Origin of the sequence: Halomonas lysinitropha (assembly GCF_902500215.1) — a bacterium.
Taxonomy (GTDB): domain Bacteria; phylum Pseudomonadota; class Gammaproteobacteria; order Pseudomonadales; family Halomonadaceae; genus Halomonas; species Halomonas lysinitropha.
This window is the reverse complement of the sequence record NZ_CABVOU010000019.1, coordinates 35120-58021: the sequence shown is the minus strand read 5'-3', so window position 1 is coordinate 58021 and position 22902 is coordinate 35120. Positions and strand designations below refer to the sequence as shown.

The window sequence follows — 22902 nt, the reverse complement described above, 5'->3', positions numbered from 1 at the left end:
TGATAAAGATGCGTGACCACTCCGGGCCACTCGGACTGCCGTTCCCTCGCAGGGCTCAGGCAGCTTCCATGGAAGAGATTCTGGGGGATCGGAAAGGGGAATACTGCCCGGTTACCTCCATATACATGGGTCCTACCTCCAAGGGGATAGGCGCCGGTAGAGGAAGGGTTAGGCCGGCGATCTCAACGTGCCGATCGCGTCCCGCGGGCGTGGTCGGCGAGCATCACCAGCATGCACACCACCAGGGCGGCATAGAGGAACATGAAGCCCGCGGTGCGTATTCCTAGCCACTCGCCACCCAGCACGAAGACCGGCGGCAGCAGGGCGGCAAAGAGCCCACCCAGGGTCAGGGCCAGCCCACCCACCAGAGCCATGTCGCCGCCATGATCGCGGTGGATCAGCCGCATCAGGCTCCCCTGCCCCATCCCCATGGCGACACCCATGGCCACCAGCAGCCCCAGGAAGCCCCATAGCGGGGCCGCATAGTGCAGCGTCAGTTCGCCATGAATGCCTTCGATACGCATCGAGAAGGGGGGATAGGAGAGCAGGAAGAGACAGACCAGCACGAAGGCGCTGACCCACCAGCGCAGGCTGCGGAAGTCACGCCAATCGGCCAGGGCGCCACCAATCACCTGTCCCGCCCCGACGGCGAGTGTGAAGGGCAACGCCCAGAGCGCCGCGGCCTGCAGCGAGAGCCCGTAGCGAGCCGTCAGGTGACCGGGCAGCCACAGCGCCAGAGCCACGAAGGCACCGAAGAAGAAGCTGTAGGTGATGGCCAGCCGCCATAGCTGCCAGTCGGCGAGGCAGGCAACCAGACGCATGGCTCGCCTCATCGGCGTGGCGCGAGCCGCCGGCGCCTCCTCATCCTCTGTCCCAACGACGGGCGCGGGTGCATCGCCATCATCGGCAAACAGCCACAGCAGGGCCGCCACCAGCAGCACCGGCATCAGGTAGAGCAACGGTGCCATGCGCCAGCCATAGGCCTGACTGATCAGCGGTAGCAGCAGGTAGCTCAGCCCCGCCCCCACCATTCCGGCTCCATAGAGGCCCAGCGCCAGGCCCGCATGGCGCGATGGCCCCAGTTCTGCCACATAGACCAGACCCGCCGCTAGGGCCCCGGCACCCAGGCCAAGCCCCAGACCGGCCAGCAGGAATTCCAGATAGTGATGCGCCTGACTGATCCACCACAGGAAGGGACAGATCAGCAGCAGGCAGACGAGCATCACCCGACGCCCCCCGAGGCGACGGGCCAGTAGTGCCATGGGCAGGCTGGCCAGGGCCCCGGCGAGCATCGGCATGGCCAGCAGGACGGCGAAGCCGACGCTGCCCAGGGCCAGGTCCCGGCGAAGCTCTACGCCGAGCAAGGCGAACAGGGTCCAGCAGGCGAAGACCAGGGCAAAGGCCAGCGGCGAGAGCACGACCACCACCAGCGAGCGATAGCCGGGGGGCGCCGATTCGCCATGGACCGACGCATCGCGGGGCTCGTTCGGGAAGGAATCGGGAGCGCGAGACATGGGCCGGAGCTCGAGAGGTTTGGCTGAATTCTCGGGAGCCCCGAGGACAGGGTCAAAAGGGCAAGGGAGGTACACCTTTGAGGGAGCAACCACTACCCATTAGGGTATAGTGATGCCCTAGATCACTTCTCTAGTGCCGCGTGCGGAGGGCTCTCCCACCGATGAAACTGCTGCAACGCTCCCTGGTGGCGCGCATCGTCGCCTCGCTGCTGGCGATCAGCGCCCTGGCACTGATCAGCATCGTGGTGACCATGGTGATGGCCAACGGCAGCCGCGGCGATGCGGCTGCCATCAACGTGGCCGGCTCGCTGCGCATGAACACCTACCAGATTGTCGCGGCCCTGCAGCGTTACGAACGCCAACCCGAGCCGGCGCAGCGCGAACGGGTCGAGGCACTCAGCGAGCGCTTTCGCGAACGGCTGGCCAATCCCCGGCTGACCAAGGCCCTGCCCGAGGCCGAGGACCATCCCCTTCAGGCAAAGTACCGGATGCTGCAGGCTCGCTGGGACGAGGCGCTGGCGCCCCAGGTGACCCGCGCCATTGCCGGTGAAGGAGTAGAAGTCGAGGCACTGCGCCAGACCCTGGACGACCTGGTGGGCGACATCGATCAGATGGTCACGCAGCTGGAGCAGAACAGCGAGGCCAAGATTCGCCTGCTCAGCGTGTTGCAGATCCTCTTCCTGGCGCTGACAGCCGTGGTGGTGGCCATCGCCCTCTACGACATCCGCCACAACCTGGTGGCCCCCCTGCACCAGCTGGTGGTGCTGGCCCGGGAAGCCGCCCGCCACAACTTCCACTATCGCACCCGGCTCAAGGGCCGCGACGAGCTCGCCTTGCTGGGTCGCACCTTCGACGGTATGGCCGAGGAGCTGGCCGCCAGTTACGCAGCGCTGGAAAACCGGATATCGCAAAAGAAGGCTGAGCTCGAACGCAGTAACCAGGTCATGCAGGTGCTCCACGACGGCAGCCGAGCCCTATATGGCGGCGGCAACGACCTCTGCGCCAGCGCCGCCCCGATGCTGCGCCGCATTGAACAGGTGCTCGACATCGGTCCGATCCGGCTCTCGCTACATGACCCCGTCGATGATCGCGAGGTGCCGATACTGGCCACCCACTCACCCAGCCGCCCGACCTACTGTCGCGACCACGACTGCCACGCCTGCCTGCTCGACCCCGAGCCCCTGGCGCTCTCCGGGACCGACAAGGCGGAGTGCCTGCTGCTGCCGGTGAGCGTCGGCGCGACCCTGCTCGGCACCCTGGAGGTCTGGTATTCCAAGGACCACACGCTCACCGACAGTACCCGCCGGCTGCTCAACGCCCTGACCGATCAGCTGGCCACGGCAGTCTATTTGCAGCGGCGCATCGAGGAGCAGCAGCAGGTAACGCTGATGAACGAACGCACCATCATCGCCCGGGAACTCCATGACTCCCTGGCCCAGTCACTCTCCTACCTCAAGATGCAGGTCGCCAGGCTCGAGCGCATGCAGGCCAGGGAGATGCCCCGCGAGGCTCAGACGGCAGTGTTCGGTGAGCTGCGCACCGGTCTGGATAGTGCCTACCGTCAGCTGCGTGAGCTGCTGACCACCTTCCGCCTCAAGCTCGAGGGGCCCGGCCTCTCGAGCGCCATGCGCCAGACCACCGAGGAGTTCGCCGAACGACTTGGCTTCCCGGTGGAGCTTCACTTCGACGTGCCACCACATCTTCTCAATCCCAACGAGGATATCCATGTGCTGCAGGTGGTTCGCGAGGCGCTGGCCAATATCCACAAGCATGCCCGTGCCCACTGGGCGGCGGTCACGGTGCGATTCCAGCACGCCCGCCTGCATGTCATGGTCGAGGACGATGGTATCGGCCTGCCGGACGACGGCTCGCCACCCATGCACTATGGCCTGGTGATCATGCGCGACCGCGCCGATACCCTGGGCGGTGAATTCACGGTGTGCAACCGCCAGGCCGGCGGCACCCTGGTGGAGCTCGCCTTCTCGCCAAAGACCGCACGACTGATCACCAAGCAGCCGGCCGTGCCCGACGCCGCCGCCCTTCAACACGGACAGAGAGACTCGCCAGGATGAACCGGACCGATCACGATACCCCTGCCACGATCCTGCTCATCGACGACCATCCGCTGCTGCGCCGCGGCGTGGCCCAACTGCTCGAATTGGAAGACGACCTGGAGCTGGCCGGCGAGGCGGGCGAGCCGGAGGTCGGCATCCGGCTGGCCAGCGAGCTAGACCCCGACATGATCCTGCTCGACCTCAACATGCCCGGCATGGACGGTATCGCCACCCTGAAGGCGCTGCGAGAGCAGGGCTATGCCGGGCGCATCGTGATGTTCACCGTCTCGGATCACGAGGAGGACGTGGTGGCCGCCCTGCGCAACGGTGCCGATGGCTACCTGCTCAAGGACATGGACCCCGACGAGATGGTGCGCCAGCTGCGCCAGGTGGCCCTGGGTCGCATGGTGATCAGCGAGAGCCTCACTGCCCTGCTGGCCGAGGCGCTGCGCAGCCAGCGCAACCAGCCCGCGGCCCCGGACATCCACAGCCTGACCCAGCGCGAGCGGGAGATCCTGTGCGAGCTGGCCGCCGGCCTCTCCAACAAGCTGATCGCCCGAAAGCTCGACATCACCGAGGGCACGGTGAAGGTACACGTCAAGCATCTGCTCAAGAAGCTCAACCTGCGCTCGCGGGTGGAGGCCGCGGTCTGGGCCGTCCAGGCGGGTGTGGACAAGTAGATCCTGTGTGGATACCTCCAAAGACTCCCGGGGCCTCCGCCGCCTTCCCCCTTGCCCCATCTTCCACGAGAAGAACTTTTAAAATCAATGATATAAAACAGGATACCTCCTACCTCCCTGGAGGTATCCTGCGGACTTTCCGGCATTTTCCCCCCGTTTCGTCGTTGCCCCACGAGGCGTATCTTTCGCGGCAAAGCCCCCGCCTTGATATCGGTCAACCAGGATCGCGGGCCGGGGCCTCACGCAAGCGCTCTGAGGGGAAACGCCATGACCAGAAAGAATGCCGACATCGAAAACTGGGATGTCGAGAACGAGGAGTTCTGGGAGAGAGAAGGCAAGAAGGTTGCCAGCCGTAACCTCTGGATCTCCATACCCAGCCTGCTGATGGGCTTCGCCGTCTGGCTGATGTGGGGCATGATCACCACACAGATGCAGAATCTGGGTTATCCCTACAGCGTCGATCAGTTATTCACGCTGACTGCCCTTGCCGGGCTTGCCGGCGCCACCCTGCGCATTCCCGCCTCCTTCATGATCCGCATCGCTGGCGGGCGCAACACCATCTTCCTGACCACCGCGCTGCTGATGATCCCTGCGCTGGGCACCGGCATCGCGCTGATGAATCCGGACACGCCCTTCTGGATGTTCCAGGTGCTGGCGCTGCTATCGGGCATCGGCGGGGGTAACTTCGCTGCCTCCATGAGCAACATCTCCACGTTCTTTCCGAAAAAGCAGCAGGGTTATGCCCTGGGCATGAACGCCGGCCTGGGTAACTTCGGCGTCACCACCATGCAGATCCTGATTCCGCTGGTGATGACCGTGGGTATCTTCGGTGGTCTGGCCGGTGCGCCCATGGCGCTCGAAAGCGCGAGCGGCACCCTGATCGGTCGTATCGAAGCCGGGACCGACACCTGGATCCAGAATGCGGCCTTCATCTGGCTGGTTTTCCTGATTCCGCTGGCCTTCGCCGGCTGGTTCGGCATGAATAACCTGCGCGCCATCACGCCGAATCCGGGCACGCCGGCCCAGGCCTTCGGCAAGATTCTGGGGCTCTATGGCGTGGGCCTGGTGACCTCGGTGATCGGCATGCTGGCGCTGGTCTGGCTCAACATGTGGATCGCCCTGCCGCTGACCATCCTGATCACGGTCTTTGCGCTGCGCCTGATTCCGGGTGACATCCAGCCCAACATCCGGAAGCAGTTCGCGATCTTCAACGACAAGCACACCTGGGCGATGACGGTGCTCTACATCGCCACCTTCGGCTCCTTCATCGGCTTCTCTGCCGCACTGCCGCTCTCCATCAACGTCATCTTCGGCAACATGATGGAAGTGGCCGCCGACGGCAGCGTGACGCGGGTGGTCAACCCGGACGCCCCCAGCGCCCTGACCTGGGCCTGGATCGGCCCCTTCGTCGGTGCCCTTATCCGCCCGGTAGGCGGCTGGATCTCCGACAAGGTCGGGGGTGCCGTGGTCACCCAGGCGATCTCCGTGGTGATGGTGCTGGCCTCCGCCGCCGTGGGCTACGTGATGATGCTCGCCTACAACGCCACCGACCCCAACAGCTACTTCCCGATCTTCCTGATCCTGTTCATCGTGCTCTTCGCTGCCAGCGGCATCGGCAACGGCTCGACCTTCCGCAGCATCGGGGTGATCTTCGATCAGCAGAGCAAGGGACCGGTGCTGGGCTGGACCTCGGCCGTGGCTGCCTACGGCGCCTTCATCGCCCCGCGGGTGATGGGCGAGCAGATCCAGGCCGGCACGCCGGAGATGGCCATGTACGGCTTCGCGGTCTTCTACGCGCTCTGCCTGATCGTCAACTGGTGGTTCTATCTGCGCAAGAACGCCTACGTGAAGAACCCCTGATTCCCAGAGTCGGTCGCGCCCGGGGGTGTCCCCGGGCGATCCCCCTACCCGATGTATAGAGAACCACCATGAAGATCATGCTTGCCTACGATGGGTCGAGAAATGCCAGGCTCGCCCTGGATCAGACCATGCAGATGTTTAAGCAGAATGCACCCACGCTGGTGCTGGTCGGCGTCGCCGAGAACCCGAGAGATAGCAGCGGTGCCAACGAGGAACTCTTCCAGGAAGAGTACGAGGAACTCAAGGGCCACCTGAAAGCGGGCGTCGAAGCCGCCGTCGAGCAAGGTTTCGACGCCGAGATTCTGATCGCCGAGGGCGATGCGCGCAAGCTGTTGCTGCAGGCCACGCACAAGGAGAGGCCCGACCTGCTGGTGATTGCCCGCCACAGCCACGAACCCGACCCGAGCTTTATCGCCAAGTCGCTGAACGCCATCTTCGATGAATTCGACTACATGACCTTCGGCAGCGTCAGCTCCTTCCTGGCTCGTCGTGCCGAATGCCCCCTGTTGATTCTTCCCACTGGCGAATCTGCTTCACAGGAATAAACGATCATGAAAGTCTCTTCCGTCTTCAAGGTGAAAAGCCCGGAGATCCGGGCCCTGCACCTGACCTGGATCGCCTTCTTCATCACCTTCTATGTCTGGTTCAACATGGCGCCGCTTGCCTCGAGCATGCTCAAGAGCGTCGACTGGCTGACCCAGGATGACATCAAGCTGTTCGCCATCTGCAACGTGGCACTGACCATACCCGCGCGCATCATCGTCGGTATGGCGTTGGACCGTTTCGGCCCGCGGCGAGTGTTCTCGATTCTGATGGTCACCATGTCGGTTCCCGCCCTGGTCTTCGCCTTCGGCGATACCATGACTCAGCTGCTGGTCTCGCGCCTGGTGCTCAGCTCCATCGGTGCAAGCTTTGTGGTCGGTATCCACATGACGGCGCTGTGGTTCAAGCCACGGGATATCGGCTTTGCCGAGGGGTTCTATGCCGGCTGGGGTAACTTCGGTTCCGCTGCCGCCGCCATGACCCTGCCCACCATTGCCATCACCATGTACGGCGGCGACGACGGCTGGCGCTGGGCCATCGCCCAGAGCGCCATCGTGATGGCCGCCTACGGCGTCTACTACTGGTTCGGCATCACCGATGGCCCTGATCCCAAGGCCCACCGCAAGCCGCGCAAGGCTGCTGCCATGGAGGTCAGCAGCTGGTCCGACATGATCAAGTTGATCCTCTGGACCATCCCGCTGGTCGGCGTGCTCGGCATCCTGGTCTGGCGCATCCAGAACATGGGCTATCTCTCCACCACGGGCGCCGCCATCGCCTACCTGGTGATCGTCGCGGTTGTCATCTACCAGATCGTGCAGATCCTGCGCGTCAACGTGCCGATCCTAAAGGAGGGCGTTCCCGAGGACGACAAGTACCCCTTCAGCAGCGTGGCGGCACTCAACAGCACCTACTTCGCCAACTTTGGTGCCGAGCTAGCCGTGGTCTCGATGCTGCCCATGTTTTTCGAGGAGACCTGGGGACTCAGTGCTGCCATGGCCGGCCTGATCGCCGCTTCCTTCGCTTTCGTCAACCTGGTGGCGCGCCCCATGGGCGGCATGGTGTCGGATCGCATGGGCAACCGTCGCTTCGTCATGCTCAGCTACATGTTCGGCATCGGCATCGGTTTCGTGCTGATGGCCATGCTCAACTCGAGCTGGCCGTTGATCGTGGCCGTGGCCATCACCATCTTCACCTCCTTCTTCGTACAGGGGGCGGAAGGCGCGACGTTCGGCATCATTCCCTCGATCAAGCGCCGCATCACCGGGCAGATCTCAGGCATGGCCGGGGCTTACGGCAACGTGGGGGCGGTGGTCTACCTGACTATCTTCACCTTCGTCACCCCAACCCAGTTCTTCTACATCATCGCCACCGGCGCCTTCCTCAGTTGGCTGATCTGCCTGCTCTGGCTCAAGGAACCGGAAGGCGGCTTTGCCGAGGAATATCATGTCTCGTCGGTGGATCGCATGATCGAGGAGCAGGCGAACCTCAAGGCTGCACAAGCCTCCCGCTGAAGACCTCACCCGGCCCGGGCGGCTCAACGACTGTCCGGGTCGCTGCGTCTTAAGGCGTTGCGCTCTGCATGTCATGGGCGCCTATCCAGGAGATCTACCACCAGAGGGTTAGAAAGGATTTCTCAAGAGGTAGTGGCAGAAAGACTTGATGCATATCAATCATGACGTCACCAAGCCTGACAGTCTGTAAGACGATACTTCATGCACCAGTGAAGGAGGCACGACATGCAACATCTCGAGGGGGTAACCCGACCCCAGCAGTACCGGGCCCTGACATTGAGTACGCTGGCGTTCACTACCTGCTTCGCGGTGTGGACGATCTTTTCCATCATCGGTGTGCAGATCCAGCAGGACCTGGGCCTCAGCGAGACCCAGTTCGGCATCCTGGTGGCCACGCCGATCCTGACCGGCTCCATCAGCCGAATCTTCCTGGGCATCTGGACCGAACAGTTCGGCGGTCGCCGCGTCTTCAGCCTGCTGATGCTGATCACCGCGGCCTGTGTATTCATGCTCTCCTACGTCGAATCCTACGCCATGTTCCTGGTCGCGGCGCTCGGCGTGGGCCTGGCGGGCGGCTCCTTCATTGTCGGCATCGCCTACACCTCCTACTGGTTCGAGAAGGAGAAGCAGGGCACCGCGCTGGGCATCTTTGGCGCCGGCAACGCCGGTGCCGCGGTGACCAACTTCGCCGCGCCCTTCCTGCTGGTGGCACTGGGCTGGGAACAGACCGCAGTGGTCTACGCCATCGTGCTGACCGTGGTCGCCGTGGGCTTCTGGGTCTTCTCCAAGGAGGATCCGCTGACCCTCTCGCGGCGCGGCCAAGGTGGCAAGAGTACCTCCACCCGAGAACAGTTGGAGCCGCTCAAACACCTCCAGGTCTGGCGCTTCGCTCTGTACTATTTCTTCGTGTTCGGCGCCTTCGTCGCCCTGGCCTCCTACCTGCCCCGCTACTACGTCGGCGCCTACGACGTCAGTATCGCCGTGGCGGGTACCTTAGCGGCCCTCTACACCTTGCCGGCCAGTGTGTTTCGCGCCCTCGGCGGGTGGATGTCCGATCGCTATGGCGCACGGGCGATCATGTACCTGACCTTCATTGCCTCGCTGGTGTGTCTATTCTTCCTTGCCTATCCCGAGACAAGCTACGTCATCCAGGGCAAGGAGGGCGAGATCGCGTTCACCATGATCCTGCCGCTATGGGCCGTGGTGGTCCTCACCGTGCTACTGGGCTTCTTCATGTCGCTGGGCAAGGCCGCTGTCTATAAGCACATCCCGGTCTACTATCCCGAGAATGTTGGCTCAGTGGGCGGCCTGGTCGGCATGATCGGCGGCCTGGGCGGCTTCTTCCTGCCGATAATGTTCGGCGCCGTGCTCGATATCACCGGCATCTGGACGAGTTCCTACATGGTGCTGTTCGTGCTGGTGGCGGTTTCCCTGGCCTGGATGCACGGTGCCATCCGCCGCATGGAGCGCCAGAGGGTTCCCGAACTCGGGGAAGAGCGCTATCGCTACCTGCCCGAGATCCAGGGACCTGCGGAACAGTATGCCGAACGCAGAAGGACCCAGAAGACCGAGGAGTGACATCGCGTGCTGCAAAGACGGAATGCCACCTACCGGGTGGCATTCTCGTTTTCGGCGGGGGTGACTTGATCCAGGCCAAGGCTTCTCGCAACTTCTCGCGATATAGTAGCATCTGTAATGCATCATTAGGTCGGCCCCAGCGCCGGCCAACTGCCAAGCGAGGATCCGCCATGTCCACTCTCCAGGCCTCTCCTGCCGCCGATCACCTCGACAAGGCCGCCCGCGGCCGCGGCGCGGCCATTGTCGTCTACATGCTCTTCCTGGGCAGCGTGCTGGCCGTGGTCACCGCCCCCGTCGGCGTGCTTATCGCCCACCTCAAGCGTCGCAACGCCGAGCCCTGGGTACAGAGCCACCTGCAGTTCCAGATCCGCACCTTCTGGCTGGGCATGCTGGGCGGCGGCCTCTTCGTTGCCACCTGGCAGTTGCTGGGCTTTGCGGGAGCCCCGGCCGTGGCACCCTGGGCGCTGGGCTATATCTATTTCACCGCCTGCCTGATCTGGATGGTGGCACGCTGCGGCGTGGGCATCACCCGCCTGACCTCCAACCAGCCGGTGACCAACCCGCGCAGCCTGGCATTCGGCGGCGCGCGGGTGACCCTGGCGGACGGATGAACGAACGCAAGTTGCCCAACCCCGGGTGGGGGCCCCTCTCGGCACTGCCCGGCAACCCGCTGATGTGGGTGCTGATTCTCAGCGAGATGCTGGTCTTCAGCGCCTTCTTCGCCCTCTATGCCGCGGAACGGGTGTCGGCGACGGCCCTCTTCGATGCTTCCCAGCGCGAGCTCGATCCACTGATGGGCGGGCTCAACACCCTGGTGCTGCTGACCAGCGGACTCTGCGTGGCGCTGGCCGTGGAGGCTGTCAGCGCCGCACGGATCCGCAGGGCCCGCCAGTGGTTGGCCGCCGCCATGGCGCTGGGCGTGCTGTTCGGGGTCATCAAGGTAGTCGAGTATTCAAGCAAGTTCGCCGCCGGCATCACCCCCGAGACCAACGCCTTCTTCGGCTTCTACTACGGGCTCACCGCCTTCCACTTCGCCCATGTGCTGTTCGGTCTGGCACTGCTGGCACTGGTGACCTGGCGAACCACCACCGAGAACGTGGAGACCGCCGCCGCCTTCTGGCACATGGTCGACCTGATCTGGATCCTGCTCTACCCGCTGCTCTATCTGTTGCGCTGAGGGCTCGCTACCTATGACGATGCGGGCCCTCTACTGCGCTGACTCGGAGGCCGTATGACATCGCTGCCCGGCACCCGTCGCCTGCTGATGACCTGGGCCCTGCTGATGGCCCTGACGGTACTCTCGATGGTCTCGGCGCGTCTCGACCAGGACGACTGGCAATCGCTGCCACTCTGGTCGGCGGGGCTGGTGATTGCCGCCACCGGCTTCAAGGCCCAGCGGCTGCTGATGGTCTACCTCAATCTGCGCGCCGCCACCCCTGCCTGGAAGGGCACCTTCGTGGGCCTGGTAATACTGACGCTGGCGTTGATCGCCGGTAGCTACCTGGTGGCAAGATTGACCGGTTGACACCGATACCAGCCACGGATCGAACACGCTGGCGCCTTCAGCGAGCAGCGATGTCGATTTGCCCCTTATCGCTGCCCGCGCGTCAGCGATAACGTGCCACGCACAAGGATGCCTGTTATAAGAGAAAGTGTAGGCGGCAAGCACCGCGCCGTTGGAAGCGTTACATGCACAGATTCCACTTCCGCATTTCTCAACAGCGTCGCTGAGCGACGAAAGGATTATGACCTCGCCACCCTCCACGGCATCCTCCTCGGCATCCGGCACCCTTGTGGCCATTGGCGGTGCCGAGGACAAGACATCCGATCTCGAGATCCTCAGACGGGTCTTCGCCCTGGCTCCGGCGGGCAACCACGAGGTTGCGGTCATCGCCACGGCCAGCAGCATACCCGACCAGGTCCTGCCCGAATACGAAGCGGCCTTCTCCCGCCTGGGCGCCAGCCGTGTCCATTCGCTGGAGATACAGGATCGCCAGCAGGCCGCCGACACCGATACCGTGCGACTGATCGAGCAGAGCGGCGTGATCTTTTTCAGCGGCGGTGACCAGCTGCGCCTGACCAATGTCCTGGGGGGCTCCCGGGTTCTCACGGCTATCCGCGAACGCCTCGACGACGGCGCGGTGGTGGCCGGCACCAGTGCCGGGGCGGCGGCCATGCCGGGCACCATGATCTACAATGGCGCTGCTGCCGATGCCCTGCGCAAGGGCGCCGTCAACATGACCCTCGGCCTGGGACTGGTCGATGGCCTGATCATCGATAGCCACTTCCTCGAGCGTGGACGCTTCACGCGCCTGATGGAAGTCGGGGCCAGCAACCCGGAACACCTCGGGGTGGGCCTGGGAGAGGATGCCGGCGTGATCATCCACCCCCACGGCATTCTCGAGGCCATCGGGCCCGGGCATGTCATCCTCATCGACAGTCGCGACCTGGCGAGCTCGAATATCGCCGGCCTGTCCATGGGCGAACCGGTGGCCATCGAGCACATGATCCTCCATGCGCTGGTCAGCGGCCATGGGTTCGACATCGAAGCGCGACGCTATCTCGTTCCCGATGCGCTCGGCTCACTACTGGCGGAGTCCCAATGAACATTCTTCAGCACCGTGCCCTCCGCGGCCCCAACTACTACAGCCGCTACCAGGCCATCTTCATGCGTCTGGACATCGGCGAGTTGGAGGAGCGACCCAGCGACACCGTTCCCGGCATCGTCGGGCGCCTCACCACCCTGATGCCCAGCCTGCAGGAACACCGCTGCTCGGTAGGCCGCCCCGGCGGCTTCCTGGAGCGCCTGGAGCGCGGCACCTGGGCCGGCCATGTGGTCGAGCACGTAGCCATCGAGCTGCAGAACCTGATCGGCTTCTCGGTGGGCTACGGCAAGACCATCGACTCCTACGAGACTGGCATCTACAACGTGATCTACCGCTACCGCGACGAAGCCTGCGGCCTGGCAGCCGGGGTCGAGGCGGTGGATCTCGTCACGCGGCTGTTCAACGACGATGAGATCGACCTGGAAGCGATTCTCGACCGCCTCCGGCAGGTGCGCGACGACCACATGCTGGGGCCCTCCACGGCCTCCATCGTGGCGGCCGCCGTGCGTCGCGACATCCCATCCACCCGCCTCAGCGAGGACAGCAGCTACATCCAGCTGGGGCATGGCCATCGCCAGAAGCGCATCCAGGCCACGGTGACCTGCCAGACTGACCTGATCGGCTACAGCATTGCCGACGACAAGGACTGGACCAAGCAGATCCTCGGCGATGCCGGCATACCGGTACCCCGCGGGCAGGTGTGCAGCTCCTTCGAGGAGGCGCTCGAGGCGGCGCGCTACATCGGCTATCCGGTGGCGACCAAGCCCCTGATCGGCAACCACGGCCGCGGTGTGAGCACCAACATCGAGGATGACCACGCCCTGCGCGAGGCCTTCGAGATCGCCTCGCACCGCAATCCCTCGGTGATCGTCGAGCAATATATCCACGGCGAGGACCATCGCCTGCTGGTCATCGACGGCAAGCTCGTGGCCGCCGCCAGGCGCCGCCCGGCCCATGTGGTCGGCGATGGGGTCACCAGCCTGCAGGCCCTGGTCGAGAGGGAAAATCAGGACCCGCGGCGCGGCGTCGGCCACGAGAACCTGCTCACCCAGATACAGCTCGACGAGCAGTCCGAGCGAATGCTCGACCAGCAGAACCTGACCCTGCAGAGCGTGATTCCGAAGGACGAGATCGTCTATCTCAAGCCCACCGCCAACCTGAGCACGGGCGGCACGGCCACCGACGTGACCGATGATGTCCATCCCGAGGTGAAGTACGCGGCGGAGCGCATCGCCCGCCTGGTGGGCCTCGATATCATCGGCATCGATCTGCTCGCCGAGACCCTGAGCCGGCCCCTCGAGGAGCAGTCCGCCGGGGTGGTGGAAGTCAATGCCGGCCCCGGGTTCCGCATGCATATCTCGCCCACCCACGGCATCGGTCGCGATGTCGGCCACCATGTCGTCGACATGCTGTTCCCCGACCCCGAGAGCAACGCGCGTATTCCCATCGTCGCGGTCTCCGGCACCAACGGCAAGACCACCACGGTGCGCCTGATCTCCCACCTGCTGCGCCAGGCGGGGCGCAACGTGGGCATGGCCTGTACCGGCGCCATCGAGATCGACAACCATGTCATCATGCGCGGCGACTACAGCGGCCCTCAGGCGGCGAATATCGTGCTGCGCGAACCCACCGTCGAGACCGCCGTCCTCGAGGTCGCCCGCGGCGGCATCATGCGCCGCGGGCTGGGCTTCGACGAGTGCGATGTGGGAGTGCTGCTCAACATCGCCAGCGACCACCTGGGCGAGCACGACATCCACACCCTGGACGAACTGGCACGCTGCAAGACGGTGGTGATCGATGCCGTGAGCAAGAGCGGCACCGCCGTGCTCAATGCCGACGACCCGCGGGTCCTTGCCGGCCAGGAGTGGGCACGAGGCGAGTGCATCTTCTTCACCATGGATCCCGACTCGCGGCCGGTCCGTCAGCATGTTCGCGAACACGGGGTGGCCTTTACCGTCCACAACGAGCGCATCGTGATGCGCCAGGGGCACGTCGAGGCCGAAGTGATCCCGGTGGTGGACGTGCCGATCACCTTCGAGGGACACGCCAGCTTCAACGTCGCCAACGCCCTGGCCGCCAGTGCCGCGGCCTATGCCCTGGGGCTCTCCGTCGCCGATATCCAGATGGGCCTGCGCACCTTCCATCCGACTCCCGGTCAGAACCCCGGGCGCACCAATCTCATCGAAGCCGAGGGCGTCAAGGTTCTCATCGACTACGGGCACAACGTGCCGGCCCTCGAGGCCCTGAGCGAGCTGGTCGGCCGGATCCCCGCCGGCCGGCGCATCAGCGTGGCCAGTGCCCCGGGAAATCGCCGCGACGAGGACCTGTTCAGCCTGGGCACCCTCCTCGCCCGCATGCATGACATCGTCTATATCTACGAGACCGATTCCCGCGGGCGCCCCCCCGGCGAGGCCGCGGGCCTGCTGCGCGACGGCGCCGAATCGGTGGGCGGCACCTCCCGCGTGGAAATCATCATGGAGGAGGCCCAGGCCGTCGACAGAGCCTTCGACGAGGCGAGCCAGGGCGACCTGCTGGTGCTGCTGATCGACGACATTGCCGGTGCCATCGAGCGCTTCCGCGGCCGGCGCTTCACGCCTACGCACGAATCCGGCGGCGAGTCGACCTGATGGGATCTGGCCTGATAACAAAGACCGACAAGCCGTTGCTGACGCTGCTGCGGGTGGGACGTATCCAGGCACCGGAAGCCGTAGCGGCTACCGATATCCTGATCGCCGACGGACGCATCGCCGCCCTGGGGCGTGACCTGGCAATCCCGTCAGGCTGGCCAATCGAGGTGATCGAGGCGCGCGATCTCATCGCCGTGCCCGCCTTCATCGACCAGCACGTCCACGTGACGGGGGGTGGCGGCGAAGGGGGCTGTGGCAATCGCTGCCCCGAGATCAGCGCCGATGAGATTGCCGCCATGGGCATCGCCACCGTGGTGGGCGTGCTCGGCACCGACAGCATCAGTCGCTCCCCGCCGGACCTGCTCGCCAAGGTGCGCGGGCTGCGCGCCGAGGGCATCGCGGCCTACATGTACACCGGCGCCTATCGTGTGCCTCCGCCCACCCTGACCGGCGACCTCCAGCGCGACCTGGCATGGATTCCCGAGGTGATCGGTCTGGGCGAGCTGGCGATCTCGGACCATCGCTCCAGCCAGCCCCGCCAGGACGAGATCGAGCGGCTGGTCAGCGAGACCCGTGTCGGCGCCATGCTGGCCGGCAAGCGCGGCATCTGCCACTTCCACGTCGGCGACGGCCGGCGGGGCCTGGAGCCGCTACGCCGGCTGCTCGCGGAGACCGAGATTCCCGCCGACCAGGTGATTCCCACCCACGTCAATCGCCACCGTGCCCTGCTCGAGGAGGCGGCCGACTATGCGCTGGCGTTCGAGGCCTGCGTGGATGTCACCGCCTTCGACGAAGTCGGCGAGGAGGACATTTCCGCCTTCGAGGCGGTGTCCTTCCTGCTCGAGCACGGTGTGCCCGCCGAGCGCATTACCATGAGCTCCGACTGCAACGGCAGCCTGCCCGAGTTCGACGCCAAGGGCACGTATCTGGGCATGCGGGTGGCCCGCAATACGGCCCTGATCGGCGACTGGCAGCGCCTTGTTCGCGAGGGCGTGCTACCTCTGGAGCAGGCCCTGGGGCTGATCGGCGCCAACGTGGCGCGAGTGCTGGGCCTGCAGGATCACAAGGGTCGCCTGACCGTGGGCTTCGATGCCGATATCACCCTGATCGACGACGAACTCCAGCCACGACAGACTTTCGTGGCAGGGAAATGCCTCTATCACGACGCCTCGCCGTCTTGACCTAAAGGGGCTCATCGACGTGGCATCCCTGTCAACGTCGCGCCGTGCTAGCATCGCACGAACACTCGATCCGAGCCCTCCTGACGACTGATACCTCCAACGACCGAAGGAACGAGGCGCGAATGAATCACGGCAAATCCGTCTTCGGATGCCTGGCCTGGCTCTGCCTGGGCCTTTTCCTGGCGACACCGGTGAGCGGTGCCCAGTTGCAGGTAATCGATGCCAGCACCGGCGAACCGCTGGAGAATGCCGTGATCGAGGTGCAGCTTCCTGACGCCTCCCCCGCGGCTGGCTACAACGCGCAGGTGACGCAGCGTGATGCCACTTTCCTCCCGCATGTCTCGGTGGTGGCCGTGGGTGGCCGGGTCATCTTTCCCAACCGCGATACCACTCGTCATCACGTCTTTTCCTTTTCGCCGGCCAAGGTCTTCGACCTGGAACTCTATCTGCAGGATACCCCACCGCCCGTGATCTTCGACCAGGCTGGCGTGGTGGTGCTGGGGTGCAATATCCATGACCACATGCAGGCCTTCATCGTGATCAGCGATGCCCCCGGGATCGCCATGACCGGCGTCGACGGCCGTGTCACCCTGCCCGACCTTCCACCGGGCCGTCACCCGCTGCGCGTCTGGCATCCCCGCCTGGATGACACGCATCAGCAGTGGTGGGACGGACAGATCACCCAGGGAGACATCCGCACCGTGGCGCTCAATCTCGAGGCCAGACTGCCGGTACCCGCCGAGCCCTCGGCACTCCAAGAACGATTCAAGCAGGCGCTCCAAGACCGCGAGGGGTCGTGAATGTCGTTTCGCCGCCGCCTTCTGCTGGTAATGCTGGCCGTCGTCGTCATCGCTCAACTGGTGGCCGCGGGGGCCACGCTGCGTACGCTTCAGCAGGACACGCTGGCTAGAGGCGAACGCGAACTCGGCGTGGGGCTTGATGTCACGCGTCAACTGCTCCAGGAACGCGGCCGCCAGCTACGCGATAACGTGGCGATACTCGCCTCGGACTTCGGCTTCAAGAGTGCCGTGGCCACCCAGGACACCGACACCCTGATAAGCGTGCTCGCCAACCACGGCGACCGCGCCAACGCCGACATGGTGCTGCTCGGCGACCCCGAGGGCCAGTTGCTGGCCAGCAGCCACCATTCGCCCGACATCCCCCTGCCCTTCCCCGAACTGTGGCAACAGGCTCGCGAGAGCGGCGAGGCAGTCGAAGTGGTGATGCACGAAGGGCGCCCCTATCAGTTCGTGCTGATGCCGGTGCGCGCCCCGGGGCTGATCGGCTGGGTCGGCATGGGCTTTTTGCTCGATGCCGACTTGGCCGAGGAGATCGGCGCCCTGACCCGCCTGGAAACCCGCTTCGTCAATGAAGAGCAGCGCGATGCACTGATCGCGGACGACCGCTACCTGAGCCGCAGCCAATTGCTCTATGACGGCGAGGAAGGACAGGCCTATGCAGTGGCGCAGCAGCGGCGCAGCGACCTGCTCGCCGCTTATGCGGCGCTTCGCTGGCAGTTACTGGTGATCTTCACCCTGACGCTGCTGTTGACTGCGGTGATCGCCGCACTGAGTGCGCGCAGCATGGCGCGGCCGTTGACAACGCTCGTCGATGCCGCCCGCCGCATCGGTCACGGTGAGCGCCTGCGCGACATCAAGGTATCGCCGAAAGGCGAGATCGGACTGCTGGCCGATACGCTACTGACCATGCAGGAGGACATCGCCAGGCGCGAAACCACGCTGCGCTTCCAGTCTCGCCATGATCAGCTCACGAACCTTGCCAACCGCCATTCGGCGGTACAGGACATCGACGACGCCATCGCCCAGGGTGAGGCCTTTACCCTGCTACGCCTCTCGATCACCGACTTTCGTACCATCAACGACACCTTCGGCTATGCCATCGGCGATCAGGTGTTGAAGGTCCTAGCCGACCGCCTCGACCGCCTGCCTCCACCGCAGGTCGAGGCCTACCGCCTCAGTGGCGACGAGTTCATGCTGTATCTCGCAGCGCCGTCTGCGGAGCCCGGCTGGCTGGCGGCGTTACAGGAGCGCCTGACGCAACCGATCGATCTGGAAGGTTCGCCGATTCGCCTGACGCTGGCCATCGGCGAGGTGCGCTATCCCCTCCATGGCGACAATGCCACGCTGTTGCTGCGGCGCGCCGAAATCGCCCTGGACATGGCCCGCCGTGCCCGGCGTGGGCATCAGTGCTACCTGGAGGGTCAGGACGAGCTGCACCTGCGCCAGCTGACGCTGGTACGCGACCTGCAGGAAGCGGTGACCCAGGACCAGCTCACGCTGGTCTACCAGCCCCAGCTCGACGCCCGGACCGGGCGGCTTTCCGGCGTCGAGGCGCTGATGCGCTGGCATCACCCCAGCCTGGGCTTCATCCCGCCGGACGAATTCATCGCCCTCGCCGAACACTCAGGGCATATTCATCGCCTGACCCGCTGGATGCTGAACAAGGTATGCGCCCAGCTCCACGTCTGGGACCGACAGGGCTGTTCGCTGGTGGCCGCTGTCAACCTTTCGGCCAAGGACGTCACCGATATCGACCTGCCCGCCCGGCTGCGCGCCTGCCTGGCGGAATACGGCATGGGCCCGGAGCGTCTGCGTCTCGAGGTGACCGAGAGCGCCATCATGCAAGACCCCGAACACGCCAGCCGACAACTCGAAGAGCTGCGCCGAGCGGGTCTGCGTATCGCCGTGGATGACTTCGGCACCGGTTACTCGTCGCTGGCTCAGCTCAAGCGCCTGCCAGTCCAGGAGCTCAAGATCGACAAGTCGTTCATCCTCAAGCTCGAGGAGAGCGCCGACGACGAGATCATCGTTCGTTCCACCATCGAACTCGGCCATAACCTGGGCCTCGCAATCGTCGCCGAGGGCGTGGAAACCACCGCCGCGCGAGCACTGCTCGAACGGCTTGGCTGCGACACTCTGCAGGGCTACCTGATTTCACGGCCACTGGCGGCCGAACATATCGTCGACTGGGCCACCCACCATCAGGCCTCCCTGTCCGAGGAGCAGACCCCATGAGCCACCCGCCGCGACTCGCCAGCCTGTTCTGTAAACGCCTCGTTTCAGGAATGGGTCTGCTGCTCTGGGTGATCATCACCATCTCCCCTGCCCTGGCCGGCAGTCGGCTGCTGGGCACCGGTGGCGTAACGCAGATCGAGGGCGCCGCCGGGGGTGGTCTCTCCTCCTGGGGGGTGCTGGCCGGCACCGCCAGCGAGGGCGAATGGGCCGTCACCGCGAATCGCACCGAGGCCCGGCTCGACGACTATCGGCTAGCGGTCAGCGGTGTCGCTTTCAACTGGCAGGATCGGGTCGAAGTGTCCCTCGCCCGCCAGCGCCTGGGCCTCGATACGCTGGGTGGCGATCTGGAACAGGACATCCACGGCCTCAAGCTGCGGATGGTCGGCGACGTGCTCTATCACCCCTGGGGCATCTGGAGCCTGGGCGTACAACACAAGCGGCTGGATGACGGCAGCCTGGCCCGGGCGGTGGGCGCGGACTCGACCCAGGGCAACGACATCTACCTCAGCGGCAGCAAGCTGCTGTTCGACGCCGTGGCCGGTCGCAACCTGCTGGTCAACCTCACGCTGCGTTCGACCCGGGCGAATCAGGGCGGCCTGCTGGGCTTCGGCGGTGACGAGAAAGAGAGCCGCTCCCTGGTGGCGGAGGGCTCGGTGGGCCTGTTTCTCACCCCGAACTGGGTGATGGGCATGGAGTATCGCCAGAAGCCCGACAATCTCGGCTTCGCTCGCGAGGATGACTGGCAGGATCTCTACAGCGCCTACTTCTTCAACAAGCATGTGTCGCTGACCGGTGCCTGGCTCGACCTGGGTTCGATCGCCGGCCTGGACCAGCAGCGTGGCGGCTACCTGTCGTTGCAGGTCGCCCTCTAGACAGGAGCCCTTCATGAAACGCGTTCGCCGCCTTGTCGTTCTCGTCCTCCTCGCCCTGTTGCTGAGCGGCTGCATGCAGCGGCCCACCTCGCCAACACCGACCCTGTATACCCAGCTGGGCGGCGAGGCGGGCGTGGCGGCGATCGTCGAGGATTTCACCTATCGGCTGGCCGACAACGACGAGATCGTGGTGTTCTTTGCCAATTCCAATATCGATCGCTTCGTCACCTCACTGGAGGAGCAGATCTGCAGCATCAGTGACGGGCCCTGCGTCTACAGCGGCCCGCCCATGGATCGCGCCCACCAGCACATGGGCATCACCGACGCCCACTTCAATGCCCTGGTCGAGCACATGCAACAGACGCTGATCGATCAGGACATTCCCCCCGGCCCACGCAATCAGCTGCTGGGCCGCCTGGCCCGGCTGCACGGGGAGATCATGTCGTTGCAGTAGAACGGGTAGCTCGCGCTACCCCGACGGCGGCTCGCTCGCCCGAGCCCAGCCTTCCAGGGCACGCCCCAGGCGCAGCAGGCCGTAGACCACGAAGGGCACCAGCAACATCAGGCCGATGCCCCAGTCCCGGTTGTTGATCAGCCATACCAGTGGCAGCATCACTGCCACGGCGGCCAGGCACCAGATCGCCACGGCGAGGATGAGTCGGGTTGGCGTCGTCATGACGAGGCTCCTCGAGAGTGGCTCAGGTGGCGATGATCTGGCGATAGATGCCGGGCAGCGCCTGGGAGAGGTGCTCGGGACGCTGCACGATGGCATAGCCGCCGCGGCCGAACAGGTGGGGAATATAGCGCCCCGCCTCGCGGTCGATGGTCACGCCGAACACCCGCACCTCCTGGCGACGCGCCTCGAGCACCGCCTTGCGGGTGTCCTCGATGCCGTAACGCCCTTCGTAGTAGTCGTTGTCGTTGGGCTTGCCGTCGGTGAGGATCAGCAGCAAGCGGTGCCGATTGGGGCGCTCGGCCAGCTGGCCAGTCAAGTGGCGGATCGCCGGCCCCATACGGGTATAGCTGCCTGGCTTGAGGGCGGCGATGCGCCGCGAGACTCGGTCACCCATGGGTTCATCGAAGTCCTTGAGGGTGTTGACCCACACCTTGTGGCGCCGCTGAGACGTGAAGCTGTGGATCGAATAGTCATCCCCGCAGCCGGCCAGGCCGTGGCCCAGCACCAGCAGTGCCTCCTTGGCCACGTCAAGCACTCGGCGATCCTCCAGCCAGGCCTCGGTGGAGAGCGAGACGTCCACCAGGATCGATACCGCCAGGTCGCGAGCCTGGGTGCGACTGTCCAGGTAGAGCCGATCGCTGGACTCGCCGGTAGCCGCCAGGTCGCAGTGGGAGCGAATCACCGCGTCCATGTCGAGTTCGCTGCCATCCAGTTGGCCACGCAGGATCTCGCGCCGTGGGCGCAGGGCTTCGAACTCTCGACGCACGCGGCGGATGCGCCGACGAGTCGCCTCGTCGGGCGCCCAGTTCTCTCCCTCCTCGCTCTGGACGTCGCTGAGCACCACGCAGTGATCGGGCAGATAGGCCTGCTTGCGATGATTCCACTCGGGGTAGACATGACGCCCCTTCAGTCGGCCGCCGGTAGCCTCGTCCGGAGCCAGGTCGAGGTCGAGCTTGAGTCGGGTGGCCGCCTTCTTGCGGTTGGGCGTCAGCACGATCTCATCGATCTGGTCGGCGGCCTTCTTGGCTTCCTCTTCCTCATCGTCGTCCACGAGGCGGTTGAGGTTCACCATTTCGGCCCAGGAGAGCATCTTCTCCATGTTGTTGAGCATCAGCGGATCATCGCGGTCGGCCTGGTCCTGCTCGCGACGGTCGGCCTTGCGCTTGCCCTGATCGTCCTCGGGCGAGTCGCCTGCCGGCGCCATCTCTTCATCATCGTCGACAGTGGCTTCGCGAGCCCCGTCACGGGTCCCCAGGGTCACAGCCTGGCCCCATAGCGGCACCGGCAGCGGCGGGCGGTAGCCACGCGGAGCACGGAACTCCTCGAGCGGGACGTCCGGCTCGCGAATGGCGCGCTGCATGGCTGCGGCCCACCCTCCCTCGGGGTCAGGGGCGCCCAACTCTGCCCGCACCGCGGCCTCCAGGTCCGCTTCGCGAGCGGGTAGCCGCATGCGCCGCGGGCGGATGGCAAGCAGCTCTCCGCACAGGCGAACATAGCGATCCGTCAGCCCCGGAAAGCGGGTCAGGGCGGTCCGTGTCGTGCGACGCGCCTCGCGCAGGCGCTGTAGATCGGCCTGCAGGGGATCAGTGGAAAGCGTGACCGGCCGGGCCTCGGCCAGGAAGGCGGTGAGCCACAGATAGAGGTCACGGTTGAGGGCGGCCTCCGGAAAGAGCGCCAGGCGCGGCGGCAGCAGCAGGTTCTCCTCGTCGCGGCGAGCCTGGTCGAGGTCCTCCTCGTCGAGTCCCAGGCGCTGACGCAGGCTTAGTCGGTGGGCCGAGGCGCGACGGGCGATGGCGGCCACCTCGATGCCCTGCTCGCCGCCACCGGCGCGGAAAAAGACGCTGAGCATGGGGCGCAGGCTCTCGAGGCTCACTGCCGCTTCGGGGTGATCCGGATAGCTCGCCGCGCCGGAGGCCCAGCGGTGCCAGAAGCGGCCGACGGTCTCCTCGACCTCAAGAAAATCCAGCATTTACACGCTCCTGCTTGGAAATGGCGGCTGTTGTGGAATAGGTCGGTTCGACGCCTCGACTTTCACGGCGATGTTTACCCTCCGCCTTTCGCGGTGCGAGCACCGCTCCTACAAAGCCGCTGCGCCCATGGTTGGGGGAGCGTTTTATGGGAGCTGTCGATTCGGCGCCTCGACTTGCATGGCGATTGTGGGAGCT

General features: G+C 65.1%; 19 protein-coding genes. 16 read left to right on the top strand and 3 right to left on the bottom strand.

Annotated elements, in window-relative coordinates; translation table 11 throughout:
* Positions 1 to 182 precede the first annotated feature (182 nt).
* The gene (locus HALO32_RS02940; RefSeq protein ID WP_151442295.1) at positions 183 to 1514 is read right to left on the bottom strand and encodes an MFS transporter; all 1332 of its coding nucleotides are present in this window, start codon (positions 1512 to 1514) and stop codon (positions 183 to 185) included.
* A 161-nt stretch (positions 1515 to 1675) separates the two neighbouring features.
* Here HALO32_RS02940 and HALO32_RS02935 point away from each other — a divergent pair, with 161 nt between their 5' ends.
* From HALO32_RS02935 to HALO32_RS02860, 16 genes are all read left to right on the top strand, one after another.
* The gene (locus tag HALO32_RS02935; protein WP_151442294.1) at positions 1676 to 3586 is read left to right on the top strand and encodes a type IV pili methyl-accepting chemotaxis transducer N-terminal domain-containing protein; all 1911 of its coding nucleotides are present in this window, start codon (positions 1676 to 1678) and stop codon (positions 3584 to 3586) included.
* A complete protein-coding gene (gene narL, locus HALO32_RS02930; RefSeq protein ID WP_151442293.1) occupies positions 3583 to 4248 on the top strand; it encodes a two-component system response regulator NarL in 666 nt (221 codons plus the stop codon). Before HALO32_RS02935 ends, narL begins: the two co-directional genes overlap by 4 nt.
* A gap of 267 nt (positions 4249 to 4515) precedes the next feature.
* Complete coding sequence (locus HALO32_RS02925) at positions 4516 to 6108, top strand: MFS transporter (RefSeq protein WP_151442292.1); 1593 nt, start codon at positions 4516 to 4518, stop codon at positions 6106 to 6108.
* Between the two features lie 68 nt (positions 6109 to 6176).
* Positions 6177 to 6653: a universal stress protein gene (locus HALO32_RS02920; protein WP_151442291.1), complete on the top strand. Its 477-nt coding sequence runs from the start codon at positions 6177 to 6179 to the stop codon at positions 6651 to 6653.
* Between the two features lie 6 nt (positions 6654 to 6659).
* Complete coding sequence (locus HALO32_RS02915; protein WP_151442290.1) at positions 6660 to 8162, top strand: MFS transporter; 1503 nt, start codon at positions 6660 to 6662, stop codon at positions 8160 to 8162.
* A gap of 225 nt (positions 8163 to 8387) precedes the next feature.
* Positions 8388 to 9740 carry an MFS transporter gene (locus tag HALO32_RS02910; protein WP_151442289.1) on the top strand — a complete coding sequence of 451 codons (1353 nt, stop codon included), beginning with the start codon at positions 8388 to 8390 and terminating at the stop codon, positions 9738 to 9740.
* 170 nt (positions 9741 to 9910) lie between these two features.
* Complete coding sequence (locus HALO32_RS02905) at positions 9911 to 10351, top strand: DUF4870 family protein (RefSeq protein ID WP_151442288.1); 441 nt, start codon at positions 9911 to 9913, stop codon at positions 10349 to 10351.
* On the top strand, positions 10348 to 10917 hold the full coding sequence (locus HALO32_RS02900) for a cytochrome c oxidase subunit 3 family protein (RefSeq protein WP_151442287.1): 570 nt from the start codon (positions 10348 to 10350) through the stop codon (positions 10915 to 10917). Before HALO32_RS02905 ends, HALO32_RS02900 begins: the two co-directional genes overlap by 4 nt.
* A 54-nt stretch (positions 10918 to 10971) precedes the next feature.
* Positions 10972 to 11265 (top strand): cytochrome C oxidase subunit IV family protein, encoded by a 294-nt coding sequence (locus tag HALO32_RS02895; protein ID WP_151442286.1) that lies wholly within the window; start codon positions 10972 to 10974, stop codon positions 11263 to 11265.
* 220 nt (positions 11266 to 11485) lie between these two features.
* Entirely contained in the window at positions 11486 to 12346 is an 861-nt protein-coding gene (locus tag HALO32_RS02890; RefSeq protein WP_151442285.1) for a cyanophycinase, read from the top strand.
* Positions 12343 to 14973: a cyanophycin synthetase gene (gene cphA / locus HALO32_RS02885; protein ID WP_151442284.1), complete on the top strand. Its 2631-nt coding sequence runs from the start codon at positions 12343 to 12345 to the stop codon at positions 14971 to 14973. The genes HALO32_RS02890 and cphA overlap by 4 nt, the downstream gene beginning before the upstream one ends.
* A complete protein-coding gene (iadA, locus tag HALO32_RS02880) occupies positions 14973 to 16154 on the top strand; it encodes a beta-aspartyl-peptidase (RefSeq protein WP_151442283.1) in 1182 nt (393 codons plus the stop codon). Before cphA ends, iadA begins: the two co-directional genes overlap by 1 nt.
* 122 nt (positions 16155 to 16276) lie before the next feature.
* The gene (locus HALO32_RS02875) at positions 16277 to 16954 is read left to right on the top strand and encodes a methylamine utilization protein (protein ID WP_151442282.1); all 678 of its coding nucleotides are present in this window, start codon (positions 16277 to 16279) and stop codon (positions 16952 to 16954) included.
* A complete protein-coding gene (locus HALO32_RS02870; RefSeq protein ID WP_151442281.1) occupies positions 16955 to 19189 on the top strand; it encodes a putative bifunctional diguanylate cyclase/phosphodiesterase in 2235 nt (744 codons plus the stop codon).
* Positions 19186 to 20061: a DUF3034 family protein gene (locus HALO32_RS02865; protein ID WP_225809696.1), complete on the top strand. Its 876-nt coding sequence runs from the start codon at positions 19186 to 19188 to the stop codon at positions 20059 to 20061. The genes HALO32_RS02870 and HALO32_RS02865 overlap by 4 nt, the downstream gene beginning before the upstream one ends.
* A 13-nt stretch (positions 20062 to 20074) precedes the next feature.
* Positions 20075 to 20515 (top strand): group I truncated hemoglobin, encoded by a 441-nt coding sequence (locus tag HALO32_RS02860; RefSeq protein ID WP_151442280.1) that lies wholly within the window; start codon positions 20075 to 20077, stop codon positions 20513 to 20515.
* Positions 20516 to 20530: 15 nt separating this feature from the next.
* On the opposite strand, the gene HALO32_RS02855 is transcribed toward HALO32_RS02860, so the two are convergent.
* Both HALO32_RS02855 and HALO32_RS02850 read right to left on the bottom strand, forming a co-directional pair.
* Entirely contained in the window at positions 20531 to 20737 is a 207-nt protein-coding gene (locus HALO32_RS02855) for a hypothetical protein (protein WP_151442279.1), read from the bottom strand.
* 22 nt (positions 20738 to 20759) lie between these two features.
* Positions 20760 to 22706: a nitric oxide reductase activation protein NorD gene (locus tag HALO32_RS02850; RefSeq protein WP_151442278.1), complete on the bottom strand. Its 1947-nt coding sequence runs from the start codon at positions 22704 to 22706 to the stop codon at positions 20760 to 20762.
* Between the last annotated feature and the right edge of the window lie 196 nt (positions 22707 to 22902).

What these genes read in the sequence shown, in the direction of transcription:
- HALO32_RS02940 (WP_151442295.1), bottom strand. Translation starts at nt 1,514, where the DNA reads ATGTCTCGCGCTCCCGATTCCTTCCCGAACGAGCCCCGCGATGCGTCG.
- HALO32_RS02935 (WP_151442294.1), top strand. Translation starts at nt 1,676, where the DNA reads ATGAAACTGCTGCAACGCTCCCTGGTGGCGCGCATCGTCGCCTCGCTG.
- narL (WP_151442293.1), top strand. Translation starts at nt 3,583, where the DNA reads ATGAACCGGACCGATCACGATACCCCTGCCACGATCCTGCTCATCGAC.
- HALO32_RS02925 (WP_151442292.1), top strand. Translation starts at nt 4,516, where the DNA reads ATGACCAGAAAGAATGCCGACATCGAAAACTGGGATGTCGAGAACGAG.
- HALO32_RS02920 (WP_151442291.1), top strand. Translation starts at nt 6,177, where the DNA reads ATGAAGATCATGCTTGCCTACGATGGGTCGAGAAATGCCAGGCTCGCC.
- HALO32_RS02915 (WP_151442290.1), top strand. Translation starts at nt 6,660, where the DNA reads ATGAAAGTCTCTTCCGTCTTCAAGGTGAAAAGCCCGGAGATCCGGGCC.
- HALO32_RS02910 (WP_151442289.1), top strand. Translation starts at nt 8,388, where the DNA reads ATGCAACATCTCGAGGGGGTAACCCGACCCCAGCAGTACCGGGCCCTG.
- HALO32_RS02905 (WP_151442288.1), top strand. Translation starts at nt 9,911, where the DNA reads ATGTCCACTCTCCAGGCCTCTCCTGCCGCCGATCACCTCGACAAGGCC.
- HALO32_RS02900 (WP_151442287.1), top strand. Translation starts at nt 10,348, where the DNA reads ATGAACGAACGCAAGTTGCCCAACCCCGGGTGGGGGCCCCTCTCGGCA.
- HALO32_RS02895 (WP_151442286.1), top strand. Translation starts at nt 10,972, where the DNA reads ATGACATCGCTGCCCGGCACCCGTCGCCTGCTGATGACCTGGGCCCTG.
- HALO32_RS02890 (WP_151442285.1), top strand. Translation starts at nt 11,486, where the DNA reads ATGACCTCGCCACCCTCCACGGCATCCTCCTCGGCATCCGGCACCCTT.
- cphA (WP_151442284.1), top strand. Translation starts at nt 12,343, where the DNA reads ATGAACATTCTTCAGCACCGTGCCCTCCGCGGCCCCAACTACTACAGC.
- iadA (WP_151442283.1), top strand. Translation starts at nt 14,973, where the DNA reads ATGGGATCTGGCCTGATAACAAAGACCGACAAGCCGTTGCTGACGCTG.
- HALO32_RS02875 (WP_151442282.1), top strand. Translation starts at nt 16,277, where the DNA reads ATGAATCACGGCAAATCCGTCTTCGGATGCCTGGCCTGGCTCTGCCTG.
- HALO32_RS02870 (WP_151442281.1), top strand. Translation starts at nt 16,955, where the DNA reads ATGTCGTTTCGCCGCCGCCTTCTGCTGGTAATGCTGGCCGTCGTCGTC.
- HALO32_RS02865 (WP_225809696.1), top strand. Translation starts at nt 19,186, where the DNA reads ATGAGCCACCCGCCGCGACTCGCCAGCCTGTTCTGTAAACGCCTCGTT.
- HALO32_RS02860 (WP_151442280.1), top strand. Translation starts at nt 20,075, where the DNA reads ATGAAACGCGTTCGCCGCCTTGTCGTTCTCGTCCTCCTCGCCCTGTTG.
- HALO32_RS02855 (WP_151442279.1), bottom strand. Translation starts at nt 20,737, where the DNA reads ATGACGACGCCAACCCGACTCATCCTCGCCGTGGCGATCTGGTGCCTG.
- HALO32_RS02850 (WP_151442278.1), bottom strand. Translation starts at nt 22,706, where the DNA reads ATGCTGGATTTTCTTGAGGTCGAGGAGACCGTCGGCCGCTTCTGGCAC.